We start from the raw sequence: 14772 nt of genomic DNA, 5'->3' as shown, positions 1-14772 counted from the left end.
TTCGATGTTCACGGGGAAGCCTTTCCGCGAGGAGCCAGCACGACCCGGGACAGGACGTTGAGGAAGAGGACGCCGATCGTGATCATCAGCGCGCCGGCCCAGGCGAGTGCCACCCATTCGTCGAAGGGGCTACCGGCATACTGATAGATCGTCACGGGCAGGCTGGCCATGGGCTGGGTCATGTCGAAGGACCAGCCGAGGTTGCCGAGCGAGGTGAAGAGCAGCGGCGCCGTCTCGCCGGCGGCACGCGCCACGGCGAGCAGGATACCGGTGGCGATGCCCGGTCGCGCCGCCCGCCACAGGACGGAGGTGACGACCTGGGCCCGCGTGGCACCCAGCGCGAAGGCGGCCTCGCGCAGGGAACCGGGAACCAGCCGCAGCATGTCTTCGGTCGAACGCACCACCACCGGCAGGATCAGCACGGCGAGGGCGATCGACCCGGCGATGCCGGAGAAGCCGCCGAAGGGCTGGACCAGCAGCTGGTAGACGAAGAGGCCGACCAGGATCGACGGCGCCGAAAGGAGCACGTCGTTGACGAAGCGGACGGCGTCGGCGAAGCGGCCGCGGCCGAGTTCGGCGAGCCAGGTGCCGGCGAGCAGCCCGATCGGTGCGGCCAGCGCCAGACCGATCGCCACCTGGACGATCGAGCCGACGATCGCGTTGGCGAGGCCGCCGCCGCGACCCGGCGGCATGGTCGGCATGGTGAAGACCGAGAACGACAGGGCCGTGGCGCCACGATAGAAGAGCGTCCACAGGATCCAGGCGAGCAGCACGATCGCCAGGACGGCGAGGCCGGTGGCGACGACACGCCAGAACTGGTCGACGACGAGACGGCGTTCGAGGCGGGTCATGTTCAGCCCTCCATGCGCGAGCCGACGAGCCAACGCGCGAGCGCCAGCACGACGAAGGAGATGACGAAGAGCGCGAGGCCGAGCTCGAGCAGCGCATGGAGCTTCATCGAGCCGGGGCCGGCCTCGGGGAATTCGTTGGCGATGGTCGAGGCGATCGAGGCGCCCGGCGCATAGAGCGAGGCCTTGATGCGGTTGGCGTTGCCGATGACGAAGGTCACCGCCATGGTCTCGCCGAGTGCGCGTCCGAGGCCGAGCATGACGGCGCCGACCAGCGCCGAGCGGCCGTAGGGGACGGTCACCGCGCGGAACACTTCCGTCGTGGTGGCGCCGACGCCGTAGGCGGCCTCCTTCAGCACCGGCGGCACCGAGCCGAAGATCTCGACGAACATCGCGGTGATGAAGGGCATGATCATCAGGGCGAGGATCAGGCCGGCGGTCAGAACGCCGGTGCCCGCCGGGGCGCCGGAGAAGAGCTGGCCGACGAAGGGCAGGGGGCCGAGGACCGCGGTCAGCACCGGCTGCACCCAGGCCGACATCAGCGGCGCCACGACGAAGAAGCCCCACATGCCGTAGATGATCGACGGCACGGCGGCGAGAAGCTGGATCGCCGTGCCGATCGGCCGGCGCAGGCTCAGCGGCGCGACTTCCGTCAGGAACAGCGCGATGCCGAGCGAAGCGGGAAAGGCGAGCACCATCGCGATCACCGAGGTGATCAGCGTGCCCCACAGCATGACGCCCGCGCCGTATTGTTCGGTCACGGGGTTCCATTCGGTGGAGACGAAGAAGCCGAGGCCGAAGGCCTTCAGTGCCGGGAAGCCACCGTGGAACAGGAGCACGACGATGGCGCCGAGCAGCACCAGGACGAGCGTCGCCGCGCCCGTCAGGGCCCAGTGAAAGAGGCGATCCTTCACGAGCTTGGAATGGCGGGCCTGGACCGCCTGCAGCGGCGGGATGAGATCGGTCGAAGCCGGGTCGGGGCTGAGCGCGGTCAAGGGCTTGTCTCGCGTGGATCCGGGAAGACCCCTCCGCGGGCGAGCCGCGGAGGGGTGGTCGGTTCGGGGAAGATCACTTCCAGATCGGCGCGCCCGAAGCGTCCTTGACCTCGGCGGTCCAGGCCTTGCGGATGCGGTCCTTCACCGCGCCGGGAAGCGCGATGTAGTGCAGCTTCTCGGCCGCGGCGTCGCCCGACTTGAAGGCCCAGTCGAAGAACTTCATGACCTCGGCCGACTGCGCGGCATCCTTCGGGTCCTTCGGCAGAAGGATGAAGGTGGCCGAGACGATCGGCCAGGCGGTGTCGCCGGCGGTGTCGATCATCGAGGCGTCGAAGTTCTTCGCCTTGTCCCAGTCGGCGGCCGCAGCGGCGGCCTGGAAGGCCGGAACGGTCGGCTTGACGAACTTGCCGGCCTTGTTCTGGAGCTGGGTGGTGGTCAGAGCGTTGGCCGAGGCATAGACGTACTCGACGTAGCCGATCGAGCCCTTGGCGTTCTTGACCGAACCGGCGACGCCGTCGTTGCCCTTGGCGCCGTTGCCGGCTTCCCACTTGACCGAGGTGGCCGAGCCGACCTTGCCCTTCCACTCGTCCGAGACGGCGTTGAGGTAGGCGGTGAAGACGAAGGTCGTGCCCGAGCCGTCCGAACGGTAGACCGGCAGGATGGCGAGGTCGGGCAGCTTGACGTCCGGGTTCAGCTTGGCGATCGCCGGGTCGTTCCACTTGGTGATCTTGCCGAGATAGATGTCGGCGACGACCGGGCCCGAGAGCTTGAGCTGGTCGGCGGCGATGCCGTCGAGGTTGACGATCACGACGACCGAGCCGACCACGGTCGGGAACTGCAGCAGCTTGCCGCTCTCGAGCTTCTCCGGAGCCATCGGGGCGTCGGAGGCACCGAAGTCGACGGTGCGGTTGAGGATCTGGGTCTGGCCACCGCCCGAACCGATCGCCTGATAGTTGAGGGCCGAACCGGCGGCGGCCTTGTAGTCGGCACCCCAGGCGCCGTAGACCGGCGCCGGGAAGGTCGCGCCGGCACCGGTGAAGTCGCCGGCGAGAACCGGCGCGGTGAAGATGCCGAGCATGGTGACGGCAGCGAGCGTCGCGCGCACCGAGTGGACGGCCTTGTTCATGACGGAAATCTCTCCTTGTTCGCCGGGTCGATCCCGGAACGTCCCGACCATGCAACACGGTCGATGACAGTTTGATGTCGAACGAACGGCGGAGAATTTCAGAAACAGAACAAGGGATTGGAACGGAAGCGGCGGCGCCGGCCGCGGCCTTTCGTGGCAATTCGTCACGAAGGCCCGATCAGGCGGGAAGGGCGCGCATCACCGCTCCCGCGCAGATCGCCGTCATGATCGCCGGCAGCGCCCAGGACATCTGTCGCCTGACCTCGAGGCAGGGTCGATGCAGTCTCGATCTGGGCTTGCCGCAGGGCACGCCGAGCATGCTGTCGAAGAGCAGCACCGTGACCAGATAGACGTAACCCATCGAGATGATCTGGGCGATCGGCGTGTTGAGCGAGATCGAGCCGGGGAAGCTCGACTCGAAGGTGAAGCTGATGGCGGCGAGCGCCAGCAGCGCCGAGAAGATCAGCCCGCCCTTGTCGGTCGCCCCGAGGCCGGGCGCCCACAGCACGTAGATCGAGACGGCGAGCACCGCGGCGATCGGGATGAAGATGCGCAGGATGTAGCGCTCCGACAGTCGCTCCACCTCGAGCGCCGCCTCGAGCCGGGAATAGCTGCGGGCGTTCCAGCCGGCCGCCTCGGCATTGGTGAAGTCGAGGCGCAGCGGCTGCCAGTCGGTGACGGAGAGCCGCTCGGCGACCTTGGAGAAGCCGCGATCGGCGTCGGTCGCCACCAGCAGCACGTCCTGCTTGGCATGGCGCGGCGCCGAGAAGGAGAGGGCGATCTTCTGATGGTCGAAGGGGAAGGCCGTCATGTCGGTGGCGACGCGGAAGTCGGCCTCGTAGCGCTCGACCACGACGACCGAGCCGTCGGCATGGGTGGAGGCGGCGACCGTGCGGCCGTCGACGTCGCCGATCTGGTTGTCGACGACGACGCCGGGCGTCCAGATGCCTTCGAGGTACTTGTCGGCTTCCGAGCCGACGCGGTCGACCCGCGGCGTGCCGGCTTCGACGGCGTCGAAGCCGACGCGTGGATCGCGCCAGCGCTGGGTCACCTCGACCCACAGCCGCGCCTTGCCGGCGACTTCCTTGATCTCGGTGACGTCGAGGATGCGCAGCGCGATGCGCACCCGCACGGGCAGTTCGACCCCCTGTGGCAGACCGGTCTCGGCGTGTGCCGACGGAAGTGCGGCGAGCGCTGCGAAGAGGACGGCGGCGAGAGCCGCGACGAGCCGGATCATTTCGCCTCCTCGTCGCGAGCAGGCGACGCGATCACGCCGAAGGCGAGGATCGAGAAGAAGACGAAGGCGAGGATGCCGCCGACGGTCGCCAGCACGCCGAGATCGGAGCGCAGCCGGCGATCCTGCACCGCCTGTTCGGGGAAGGTGGCGAGCGCCACGACGTTGCCGACGAGGCGGCCGGAATAGTCGACCAGCGGCTGGCGCAACACTGCGCCGCCGGTACCGTCGATGTCGAGGTCGCCGACTTCGGTCTCCCGCGCGATCGAGAGTCGTCCGGCCCGCAGCTGGGCGGAGAATCGGGCGAGATCGGTCGAGGACGACAGGACGAGGTCGCCGCCGTTGTCGGCGGATGCCGGCAGACCGGCGAGCGAGCGCGACAGGACCACCGCCAGATCGGCATTGGTGACGGTCTTGATCTGCTCGAGGATCGGCTGCAGGTCGAGGCCGACCTCCATCGTGCCGGCGAGCGCATCACCATGGCGGATCACCGAGATGCCGCGCACGCCGACGATGCCGGTGACGCCGATCTCGACGCCGACCTGACCGCGGCCGGTCTTGTTGGCGGCGAGCACCATCGGACGCAGCCGCGAGATGTCGTCGTCGTGGCTCTCCGGCTTGTGGACGCGCAGGAGGTAGCGCAGGTCGGCCGAATGGAAGCCGAAGACGGTGACGCCCGCCTGTTCCTTCAAGTAGGTCCAGGTCGAGGCCGACAGCGCGGCGAGCGCCGGGCGATCGTTGGCGGCGAGCGGTGCCGGTACGTCGGAGCGCCGCGCCATCGCCTCCGCCTGGGCCTGGGCGAAGCGGCCGGCCTGATCGATCGCCGAGGTCACCGCCTGGCCGACCGCCCGCATCCGTGCGGCACGGTCGTCGGTCGCGGTCTCCCGCCGGGTCGAGGTGGCGAGCCACACCATCGCCCCGAGCGTCGCGACGATCACCAGCGCGGCGCCGAGGGAAAGGACGAACCGGGTCCGCAGGCGCGGTACCGACGCAAACGACGAAATCGCGCTTTCGCTCGACAAGGCTGAACTCCGATCGCGGGAGACGAGACGGCGGGCGCGGCCGGAAGGCGGACGCGGCAGGAGCCGCGATCCTAGTAGAATTGCGGAGGAACGATCAAGGCGTCGCGGCGGCGCGCGACGGCCCGAACCGGGTCGGAAAGATCAATGGCCGTTGATGTTTCGCCTCTGGTGCCCGAGCGGGGGCGATCCTCTGCGCCGCGTCCGAGACGACTCGAAACGCGTCGAGCCGGCCTCAGACCGGCGCGACCAGCGCCGCCGTCGCGGACGTCGTTCCGCTGGTCGTCACCCGCTCGCGGCCCTCGGCGTCGACGACCACGCGGGCCGCACCGCTCGCCACGCGGGCGAGCGCCAACGGATAGATCCGGTGTTCCTGCGCCAGCACGCGCGCGGCCAGCGTGTCGGGCGTGTCGTCGTCGAGCACCGGCACCGCGGCCTGGACGATGATCGGCCCGACGTCCATCTCGGCGCGGACGAAATGCACGGTGCAGCCGGCGATCTTGACGCCGTCGGCGAGCGCCCGGGCGTGGGTGTGTAGCCCCTTGTAGGAGGGCAGCAGCGCCGGGTGGATGTTGATCAGCCGATCGTGCCAGCGTTCGATGAAGTAGGGCGTCAAGAGCCGCATGAAGCCGGCGAGCACGACCAGTTCGACGCCGTGGCCGACGAGTTCGGCGACCACCGCGCGTTCGAAGGCCTCGCGGGTCTCGAAGCCCTTGTGGTCGACCACCACGGTCGCGACCCCGGCGGCGGACGCCTTGGCGAGACCGCCGGCCTCGGCGACGTTGGAGACGACGCAGACGATCTCGGCCGGGTAGGCGGGATCGGCAGCCGCCGCGATCAGCGCCGCCATGTTCGAGCCGCCGCCCGAGATCAGAATGCCGACGCGGACGCGCTTGGCCATGATCAGCGGCCGCGCGGCGGCCAGGCGAGGTCGAGCTTGCCGCGGGTGTCGACCCAGGCGCGCTTGCCGTGCTCGTCGGCATCGCGGCCGGAGCCGTCCTGCAGCCAGCCCAGCGTGACGCAGCTCTCGCCGAGATGGCGGAACATGTCGGAGATGTCGTGCGCCTTGTCGGCGTCGACCACCAGGACCATGCCGATGCCGCAGTTGAAGGTGCGCAGCATCTCGGCTTCCGAGACGTTGCCGACCGAGGCCAGCCACTTGAAGACCGGCGGCACGGCGCAGGCGTAGAGGTCGATCTCGGCGACGCAGAGTTCCGGCAGAACGCGCGGAATGTTCTCGATGAAGCCGCCGCCGGTGATGTGGGCCATGGCCTTCACGCCGCCGACCTTGCGGATCACCTCGAGGATCGGCTTGACGTAGATCCGGGTCGGCTCGAGCAGGGCGCGGGCGACCGAGGTGCCGGGCTGGAACGGCGCGTCGTCGTTCCAGTCGAGGCCGGCCTCCTTCACGAGGCGGCGCACCAGCGAGTAACCGTTGGAATGGACGCCGGACGAGCCGAGGCCGAGCAGCACGTCGCCGGGGCGCGTGGTCTTCTTCGGCAGGATCTCGTCGCGCTCGACCGCGCCGACCGCGAAGCCGGCGAGATCGTAGTCGTCGGCCTTGTACATGTCGGGCATCTCGGCCGTCTCGCCGCCGATCAGCGCGCAACCGGCGATCTGGCAGCCCCGCGCGATCGAGGCGATGACGCGCTCTGCGACGTCGAGCTCGAGCTTGCCGGTGGCGAAGTAGTCGAGGAAGAACAGCGGCTCGGCGCCCTGGACGACGAGGTCGTTGACGCTCATCGCCACGAGGTCGATGCCGATCGTGTCGTGGATGCCGGTCTCGATCGAGATCTTCAGCTTGGTGCCGACGCCGTCGTTGGCCGCCACCAGCACCGGATCACGGTAGCCGCAGGCCTTGAGGTCGAACAGACCGCCGAAGCCGCCGAGTTGCGTGTCGGCACCCACACGCGACGTCGCCTTGGCGTGCGGCGCGATGCGACGGACCAGCGCGTTGCCGGCCTCGATGTCGACGCCGGACCGGGCGTAGGTCCAGCTGTTCTTGCCCTCGGACATGGATGGCGTCCTCCCTCGAGATCTCGTCCGGTTCGATGGACGATCGAGACCGCTTTTGCAAGTCCGTATGAGAGCCGAGCGCGGTTGCGCGCGCCGGTGCATTTCGCGCGACACCTCTTGGAAGCGACTGGAATCGGGACCACATTGGGGTCGTGGAGGCTCGATCGGGCGAGTGGAGGGTCCATGGCGTCGAATGTCACCATCCCCAACCTGATTTCGATCGCCCGCCTCGTCATGGTCCCGGTCGCGGTCGACGCGCTCGTCGCCGGTCGGCCCGACATCGCCTTCTGGGTCTTCGTGCTGGCCGGCGCCTCCGACGGCGTCGACGGCTGGATCGCCCGCCGCTTCGACCAGCGTTCCGAACTCGGCGCCTATCTCGACCCGCTCGCCGACAAGGCGCTGCTCGTCTCGATCTTCGTGACGCTCGGCATCGTCGGCGTGCTGCCGGGCTGGCTGGCGCTGCTCGTGGTGTCGCGCGACGTACTGATCGTCGGCGGCGTGATGCTCTCCTGGCTGATCGGCCGTCCGGTGCCGATCCGGCCGATCTTCGTCTCCAAGGCCAACACCGCCGCCCAGATCGCCTTCGCCGCGCTGGCGCTCTCCGCCGGCGCCTTCGGCTGGGAGCCGGGCATCCTGTGGACGGTGGGGGACGTGGTGGTCGCCACGTTGACGATCGTTTCCGGCGCGGCCTATGTCGTCGACTGGCTGACCGCCATGTCGGAGGCGCCGGGCGATCCCGGCCGCCCGGCCGAGCGGCGCGAGGAAACCGAACCCCAGGGAAGGAACGACGCGTGACGCTCGAACGCCAGCTCCGCTTCTGGCTCGCCGCAGCCGCCCTCTTCGTCGGCTTCCTGTGGCTCTTTTCCGGCGTGCTCCTGCCCTTCGTCGCCGGCATCGCGCTCGCCTATCTGCTCGATCCGGCCGCCGACCGGCTGGAGGCGATCGGTTTCTCGCGCGGGATGGCGGCTCTGACCATCATCCTCGGGCTGGTGCTCGCCGGCCTCGTGGTGCTGATCCTGCTGGTGCCGTTGCTCGGCGACCAGCTCGCCGCCTTCGTCACCGAACTGCCGGTGCTGGTCACCCGCCTGCGCGCGCTCGCCGCGCCGATGGTCGACGGCCCGCTCGCCAGGCTGATGGGCGGCGACGTCTCCGCCCTCGAGGGCTCGCTCGGTCAGGCGCTGTCGCAAGGCGCCGGATTCGTCTCGCAGCTCCTCCAGTCGATCCTGTCGAGCGGCAAGACCATCCTGTCGATCCTCTCGGTCGTCACCGTCGCCCCGGTCGTCGCCGCCTACATGCTGGTCGACTGGGATCGCGCCATCGCCCGCATCGACGGTTGGCTGCCGCTGCGCCATCGCGACACCGTCCGTCGTCTGGCGAGCGAGATGGACGCCGCCGTCTCCGGCTTCGTGCGCGGTCAGGTGGCGGTCTCGGTCACCATGGGCATCTACTACGGCCTCGGCCTCGCCCTGGTCGGCCTGCGCTTCGGCCTGCTGATCGGTCTGATGTCGGGCCTCCTCGGCATCATTCCCTATCTCGGCTTCGGTGCCGGCCTGATCGCCGGCCTGATCGTGGCACTGGTGCAGTACTGGCCCGACTGGCACGGCATTCTGCTGGTGCTGGTCGTCTTCGGCGTCGGCCAGGCGATCGAGGGCTGGGTGCTGACGCCCAACTGGGTCGGCCGTTCGGTCGGGCTCCACCCGGTGTGGCTGCTCTTCGCGCTCTTCGCCTTCGGCTCGCTCTTCGGCTTCGTCGGCATGCTGGTGGCGGTGCCGGCGGCGGCGTCGATCGGCGTGCTCGCCCGTTTCGCGCTCGAGCAGTATCTGGCCAGCCCGCTCCATCTCGGCCACGGCGACGAGACGCCGGCGCTGCCCGCCCCCCGCGAGCGCGCGATCGATGGCTGAGGTCCGCCAGATCCCGCTCGATCTGCCGATCGCCGAACGCCGCGGCCGCGACGACTGGATCGTCTCGGACGCCAACGTCGAGGCGACGGCGCTGATCGAGCGCTTTCCCGACTGGCCGGGCGACGTCGTCCTGGTGACCGGCCCGGTCGGCGCCGGCAAGAGCCATCTCGCCCATGTCTTCACCGAACTCTCGGGTGCCGTGATCCTTCCCGCCGCCGATCTCGCCGTCCGCGACCCGGTCGAGCTCGCGGACCACCCCGCGCTGGTCGTCGAGGATCTCGGCGAAGGGCTCGACGAGACGGCGCTCTTCCATCTGCTGAATGCCGCGCGTCAGGCCGGCCGCAGGGTGCTGCTCACCGCCGCGACGCCGCCATCGGAATGGGGGCTGCGCCTCGCCGATCTCGCTTCGCGGCTCCGCGCCGCGACGCCGGTCGCCCTGCGTGAGCCCGACGACGCGCTGCTCGAGGCACTGCTCGCCAAGCTCTTCTCCGACCGCCAGACCATGGTCGACCCGTCGGTGATCGCCTTCCTCGCCCGGCGGATGGAGCGTTCCTTCGCCGCCGCCCACGATCTCGTCGCCGCCCTCGACCGCGAGGCGCTCGCCGCCAAGACGCCGATCACCCGCGCGGTGGCCGCCCGCGTCGTCGCCGGCCTCGGCGAGCGGGCTCGGCAGGAACCCCAACTCGACGATCCCGACGACGCGTGACACATTCGTCACGAAACTCGCACAAAGTCGGGTGAAGGATGGCCGGCGCGTGAATCGCCCGACCGCCCAGGAGGAATTCGTCTTGCCGAGAACCGCATCGAAGGAGCGCCGCATCGTGGATCCCGCCGACCTCACGTCGAGCCCCCGTCGTTTCGTCAACCGTGAGCTCTCCTGGCTCGGGTTCAACCGACGCGTCCTCGAAGAGAGCGCCAACGTCGATCATCCGTTGCTCGAGCGCCTGCGCTTCCTGTCGATCTCGGCGAACAATCTCGACGAGTTCTTCATGGTCCGCGTCTCGGGCCTGGTCGAACAGATGCGCGCCGGCCTCTCCACCCGTTCCGACGACGGCCTGACGCCGGCCGAACAGCTGGTGGTGATCGAGGAGGCGGTCTCCTCGCTGACCGGCGAGCAGCAGCGCCTGTGGCGCGAGCTGCAGCGCGAACTGGCGACGGTCGGTCTGGTGATGGTCGACGGCGACAGTCTGACCGACGGCGAGCGGGTCTGGCTCAAGGATCACTTCCTGAGCCACATCTTCCCCGTGCTGACGCCCCAGGCCTGCGACCCGGCGCATCCCTTCCCCTTCATCCCCAATCTCGGCTTCTCGCTGATCCTCGATCTCACCCGCGTCGGCGGCGGCGAGGGCATGACGGCGCTGATCCGCATCCCCTCGACGCTCGAGCGCTTCATCGAGCTGCCGTCGACGAAGCCCGGGGTGAAGCGCTACATCGCGCTCGAGACGGTGATCTGCCTGCACATCGCCGGCCTCTTCCCCGGCTATGACGTCAAGGCCAAGGGTGCCTTCCGCGTCGTCCGCGATTCGGACATCGAAATCGAGGAAGAGGCCGAAGACCTCGTCCGCGTCTTCGAGACCATGCTGAAGCGCCGCCGCCGCGGCGTCGTCATCCGTCTGGAGATCGAGGCGGCGACGCCGACCAAGCTGCGCGGCTTCGTCGCGGAGAGCCTCGGCGTCGAGCCCGACGGCGTCCATCTGGTCGACGGCATGCTGGCCTTGACCGAACTCTCCAAGCTGGTCGGCGTCGACCGGCCGGAGCTGCGCTTCGGCCCCTACGCGCCGCGCTTCCCCGAGCGCATCCGCGAGTTCGGCGGCGACTGTTTCGCCGCGATCAAGGCCAAGGACTTCGTCGTTCATCACCCCTACGAGAGCTTCGACGTCGTCGTTCAGTACCTGATGCAGGCGGGACGCGATCCCGACGTGGTGGCGATCAAGCAGACGCTCTACCGCACCTCCAAGGACAGTCCGATCGTCAAGGCGCTGTCGGAAGCCGCGGAAGCCGGCAAGTCGGTGACGGCGGTCGTCGAGCTCAAGGCGCGCTTCGACGAAGAGGCCAACATCCGCTGGGCACGCGACCTGGAAAAGGCCGGCGTGCAGGTGGTCTACGGCTTCATGGAGCTGAAGACCCACGGCAAGCTGTCGATGGTGGTGCGCCGCGAACAGGGCCAGTTGGCGACCTACTGCCACATCGGCACCGGCAACTATCACCCGATCACCGCCCGCATCTACACCGACCTCAGCTACTTCACCGCCGATCCGGCGATCGGCCGCGACGTCGCCCGTATCTTCAACTTCGTCACCGGTTATGCCGAGCCGCAGGCGCTGGAGAAGATGGCGGTGAGCCCGCTGTCGCTGCGCCATCGCATCGTCGAGCACATCGAGGCCGAGATCGAGCACGCCCGTGCCGGCCGCCCCGCCCAGATCTGGATCAAGCTCAACAGCCTCGTCGACGCGCAGATCATCGACAAGCTCTACGAGGCGAGCGGGGCGGGGGTGAAGATCGACCTCATCGCCCGCGGCATCTGCTGCCTGCGCCCCGGCATCCCGGGCCTGTCGGAGAACATCCGGGTGAAGTCGATCATCGGCCGTTTCCTCGAACACAGCCGCGTGTTCTGCTTCGGCAACGGTCATGGTCTTCCCTCGGCCGAGGCGATCGTCTACATCGGATCGGCGGACATGATGCCGAGAAATCTCGATCGTCGCGTCGAGGTGCTCTGCCCGATTATCAATCCGACGGTGCACCAGCAGGTGCTCGATCAGATCATGGTCGCCAACCTCCGGGACAACCAGCAGAGCTGGCGTCTGCTGCCCGACGGGGGTCACGAACGCATCCGGCCGGCGGAGGGCGAGGAGCCCTTCAACGTCCACAAATACTTCATGACCAACCCATCGTTGTCCGGCCGTGGAAAATCCTCGAAGCACGATCAGCCCCGAAACATCGTCCGTGTGCCCAGGACCTGAGGGTTGGCGGGGGCTGCTGTCGCGTTGCGGCACCCCCGGTCGTCTCGAAGGCTACGGGCCGCTCGCGGTCATCGACATCGGCTCCAACTCGGTGCGCCTGGTCGTCTACGAGCGGCTGACGCGCGCGCCCACGGTGCTGTTCAACGAGAAGGTTCTCGCCGGCCTCGGCAAGGGGCTGGCCAAGACCGGCCGTCTCGCCGAGGCCTCGCTCGCCCAGGCGCTCGATGCCGTCCGCCGCTTCAAGCACATCGCCGACCAGTGCGGCTCCGTCGGCCTCCACGTGCTGGCGACCGCCGCGGCGCGTGAGGCCGAGAACGGCCCGCCCTTCGTCGCCGAGCTCGAACGCATCTGCGGCGTCCAGGTCCAGGTCCTGACCGGCGCCGACGAGGCTCGCCTCGCCGCCTACGGCATCGTCGCCGGCGTCCACGATGCCGACGGCATCGCCGGCGACCTCGGCGGCGGCTCGCTCGAGCTCGTCGACATCCGCGGCGACACGATCGGCAAGGGCCTGACCTATCCGCTCGGCGGCATCCGCCTGCAGGAGGCGGCCGAGGGTTCGATCCGCAAGGCCGAGCGCCTCGCTGCCCAGATCCTCGACAAGTCTCCGGTCCTCGGCAGGCTCGCCGGGCGATCCTTCTATGCCGTCGGCGGCACCTGGCGTTCGCTCGCCAAGCTGCACATGCATCAGACCGACTATCCGCTCCGGGTGATGCACAACTACGCCATTCCGGCCGAAGTGGCGCTGGAGTTCTGCCGCGAGGTCGGTCGTGGTGCGGTCGAACTGCTGCCGCGCATCGAGACGGTCTCGAAGCAGCGCCGCGAGCTTCTGCCCTTCGGCGCCGTGGTGCTCGCCCAGATCATCCGCGCCGGCAAGCCGAAGAACGTCGTGCTCTCCGCCCTCGGTCTGCGCGAGGGCCATCTCTACGACCTGCTGTCGCCCGAGGAACGCGCCCGCGATCCGCTGCTGGCGGCGGCGGAGGAACTCGGTTACCTGCGTTCGCGCTCGCCGCGCCACACCGAGGAGACCGGCCCCTGGACCGGCGCGGTCTTCGCCGCCCTCGGCCTCGACGAGACCGCCGAAGAGCGCCGTCTGCGCACCGCCGCCTGCCTCGTCGCCGACATCGGCTGGCGTGCGCATCCGGACTATCGCGGCTCGCAGAGCCTCAACATCATCTCCAACGCCGCCTTCATCGGCGTCGACCACCCCGGCCGCGCCTATCTGGCGCTGTCGAACTACTACCGCCACATGGGGCTGGTGGAGGATGCCGTCAGCCCGCGCCTGGTGCAGTTGGCGCCGCCGCGTCTGCTCGCCCGCGCCAAGGCGCTGGGGGCGGCCTTCCGCGTCGCCTTCATCCTGTCGGCGGCGATGCCCGGCATCCTGCCCGACGTCAAGGTCGGCCGCCTCGGCGGACGCCTGACCATGGATCTGCCGCCCCACCTGGCCGACCTCGACGGCGAGGTGCTGCAGCGCCGCTTCCGTCAGCTCGCCAAACTCGCCGGCCTCGACACCGAGATCCGACGCGCATGAGTGGCGGGGCCTCATCCGGTCGCGGCGACCTCCGCGACGTCGCGGGCCTGGTCGCCGCCGGCCTGGTGCCGGCCGACGCCGCCCCGGCGCTCGCCCGCGTCGTCGATCGCTTCGCCCTGACCATCACCTCGGACATGACGGCACTGATCGACCCGAGCGATCCGGCCGATCCGATCGCCGCCCAGTTCGTGCCGTCGCCGGAAGAACTCGACGCCCGCCCCGACGAGACCACCGACCCGATCGGCGACGGCCCGCATGCCGTGGCGCCGGGCGTCGTCCATCGCTATCCCGACCGGGTGTTGCTCAAGCCGACGCATCTCTGCCGCGTCTACTGCCGCTTCTGCTTCCGCCGCGACCGGGTGGGCGACGGCGAGGCCAACCTCTCCGAGGCCGAGCTCGACGAGGCCGTCGCCTACGTCGCCGCGCGGCCCGAGATCTTCGAGGTGATCCTGACCGGCGGCGACCCGATGATCCTGTCGGACCGCCGTCTCGGCCTGATCCTCGATCGGCTGGAGGCGATCCCCCATGTCGAGGTCGTACGCATCCATTCCCGCGTGCCCGTGGTCGATCCGGCCCGCGTGACGGAGGCGAGCGCCCGCGGCCTGCGCCGCCGCTTCGCCACCTGGATGGTGATCCACGTCGACCATCCGCGCGAGCTGGCCGAAGCCGCGGCCGCGGCGATCGGCCGTCTCGTCGACGCCGGCGTGCCGGTGCTCTCCCAGACGACGCTGCTCTCCGGCGTCAATGCCGACGCCGCGACGCTCGAGGCACTGTTCCGCCGTCTCGTGGCGTTGCGAGTGAAGCCCTATTACCTCCACCACCTCGACCGCGCAGAGGGCACCGCGCGCTTCCGCACGTCGGTGAACGAGGGCCGGGCGCTGATGAAGCGGCTGCGCGGCCGCCTCACCGGCATCGCCCAGCCGACCTATGTGCTCGACATCCCCGGCGGCGCCGGCAAGGTGCCGATCGGCCCCGATCCGCTGACGAAGCTCGGAGAGAGCGACGGCGGTTGCCGCTGGTCGGTCGAGGATCCGGACGGGTGCAAGCACGCCTTCGACGACTGAGTCGGGGGCGGGGCCCATCGCGTGACGAGAGTTCGAGCAGGGCAATCGACCGCTCGAATTCGAAATGTTAAGTTTTTCGTA

The 14772-nt window shown here is 69.3% G+C and carries 13 protein-coding genes; 6 read left to right on the top strand and 7 right to left on the bottom strand.

Going from position 1 to position 14772, the window contains the following annotated elements:
- Window positions 1-8: 8 nt before the first annotated feature.
- The 7 genes from pstA to purM form a co-directional block, all read right to left on the bottom strand.
- Entirely contained in the window at window positions 9-851 is an 843-nt protein-coding gene (gene pstA / locus ACT541_RS11805; protein WP_476137071.1) for a phosphate ABC transporter permease PstA, read from the bottom strand.
- A 2-nt stretch (window positions 852-853) separates the two neighbouring features.
- On the bottom strand, window positions 854-1843 hold the full coding sequence (gene pstC, locus ACT541_RS11800; RefSeq protein WP_476137069.1) for a phosphate ABC transporter permease subunit PstC: 990 nt from the start codon (window positions 1841-1843) through the stop codon (window positions 854-856).
- Window positions 1844-1916: 73 nt separating this feature from the next.
- The gene (gene pstS / locus ACT541_RS11795) at window positions 1917-2969 is read right to left on the bottom strand and encodes a phosphate ABC transporter substrate-binding protein PstS (RefSeq protein WP_476137067.1); all 1053 of its coding nucleotides are present in this window, start codon (window positions 2967-2969) and stop codon (window positions 1917-1919) included.
- A gap of 178 nt (window positions 2970-3147) precedes the next feature.
- Complete coding sequence (locus ACT541_RS11790; RefSeq protein ID WP_476137065.1) at window positions 3148-4206, bottom strand: ligand-gated ion channel; 1059 nt, start codon at window positions 4204-4206, stop codon at window positions 3148-3150.
- Complete coding sequence (locus ACT541_RS11785; protein ID WP_476137063.1) at window positions 4203-5225, bottom strand: cache domain-containing protein; 1023 nt, start codon at window positions 5223-5225, stop codon at window positions 4203-4205. Before ACT541_RS11785 ends, ACT541_RS11790 begins: the two co-directional genes overlap by 4 nt.
- A gap of 232 nt (window positions 5226-5457) precedes the next feature.
- Window positions 5458-6123 (bottom strand): phosphoribosylglycinamide formyltransferase, encoded by a 666-nt coding sequence (gene purN, locus ACT541_RS11780; protein WP_476137061.1) that lies wholly within the window; start codon window positions 6121-6123, stop codon window positions 5458-5460.
- A 2-nt stretch (window positions 6124-6125) separates the two neighbouring features.
- On the bottom strand, window positions 6126-7238 hold the full coding sequence (gene purM / locus ACT541_RS11775) for a phosphoribosylformylglycinamidine cyclo-ligase (protein ID WP_476137059.1): 1113 nt from the start codon (window positions 7236-7238) through the stop codon (window positions 6126-6128).
- A gap of 183 nt (window positions 7239-7421) precedes the next feature.
- Here purM and ACT541_RS11770 point away from each other — a divergent pair, with 183 nt between their 5' ends.
- The 6 genes from ACT541_RS11770 (at window position 7422) to ACT541_RS11745 (ending at window position 14691) form a co-directional block, all read left to right on the top strand.
- Window positions 7422-8033, top strand: coding sequence for a CDP-alcohol phosphatidyltransferase family protein (locus ACT541_RS11770; protein ID WP_476137057.1), 612 nt, complete (start codon window positions 7422-7424; stop codon window positions 8031-8033).
- Window positions 8030-9139: an AI-2E family transporter gene (locus tag ACT541_RS11765; RefSeq protein WP_476137055.1), complete on the top strand. Its 1110-nt coding sequence runs from the start codon at window positions 8030-8032 to the stop codon at window positions 9137-9139. Before ACT541_RS11770 ends, ACT541_RS11765 begins: the two co-directional genes overlap by 4 nt.
- On the top strand, window positions 9132-9845 hold the full coding sequence (locus ACT541_RS11760) for a P-loop NTPase family protein (protein ID WP_476137053.1): 714 nt from the start codon (window positions 9132-9134) through the stop codon (window positions 9843-9845). Before ACT541_RS11765 ends, ACT541_RS11760 begins: the two co-directional genes overlap by 8 nt.
- Window positions 9846-9927: 82 nt before the next feature.
- Window positions 9928-12099, top strand: a complete 2172-nt coding sequence (locus ACT541_RS11755; RefSeq protein WP_476137052.1) for an RNA degradosome polyphosphate kinase — start codon at window positions 9928-9930, stop codon at window positions 12097-12099.
- Window positions 12083-13627 carry a Ppx/GppA family phosphatase gene (locus ACT541_RS11750; RefSeq protein WP_476137050.1) on the top strand — a complete coding sequence of 515 codons (1545 nt, stop codon included), beginning with the start codon at window positions 12083-12085 and terminating at the stop codon, window positions 13625-13627. Before ACT541_RS11755 ends, ACT541_RS11750 begins: the two co-directional genes overlap by 17 nt.
- Window positions 13624-14691: a lysine-2,3-aminomutase-like protein gene (locus ACT541_RS11745; RefSeq protein ID WP_476137049.1), complete on the top strand. Its 1068-nt coding sequence runs from the start codon at window positions 13624-13626 to the stop codon at window positions 14689-14691. The genes ACT541_RS11750 and ACT541_RS11745 overlap by 4 nt, the downstream gene beginning before the upstream one ends.
- Window positions 14692-14772: the final 81 nt, after the last annotated feature.

The organism is Pinisolibacter sp. DMC100 (assembly GCF_056313705.1).
The sequence above is the reverse complement of the archived record's forward strand: the minus strand, read 5'-3'. Positions and strand labels throughout refer to the sequence as shown.

Excerpts from the sequence above, each read along its gene's own strand:
- ACT541_RS11790 (WP_476137065.1), bottom strand. The coding sequence starts at position 4,206 with ATGATCCGGCTCGTCGCGGCTCTCGCCGCCGTCCTCTTCGCAGCGCTC.
- pstS (WP_476137067.1), bottom strand. The coding sequence starts at position 2,969 with ATGAACAAGGCCGTCCACTCGGTGCGCGCGACGCTCGCTGCCGTCACC.
- ACT541_RS11745 (WP_476137049.1), top strand. The coding sequence starts at position 13,624 with ATGAGTGGCGGGGCCTCATCCGGTCGCGGCGACCTCCGCGACGTCGCG.
- ACT541_RS11760 (WP_476137053.1), top strand. The coding sequence starts at position 9,132 with ATGGCTGAGGTCCGCCAGATCCCGCTCGATCTGCCGATCGCCGAACGC.
- purN (WP_476137061.1), bottom strand. The coding sequence starts at position 6,123 with ATGGCCAAGCGCGTCCGCGTCGGCATTCTGATCTCGGGCGGCGGCTCG.
- ACT541_RS11770 (WP_476137057.1), top strand. The coding sequence starts at position 7,422 with ATGGCGTCGAATGTCACCATCCCCAACCTGATTTCGATCGCCCGCCTC.
- purM (WP_476137059.1), bottom strand. The coding sequence starts at position 7,238 with ATGTCCGAGGGCAAGAACAGCTGGACCTACGCCCGGTCCGGCGTCGAC.
- pstA (WP_476137071.1), bottom strand. The coding sequence starts at position 851 with ATGACCCGCCTCGAACGCCGTCTCGTCGTCGACCAGTTCTGGCGTGTC.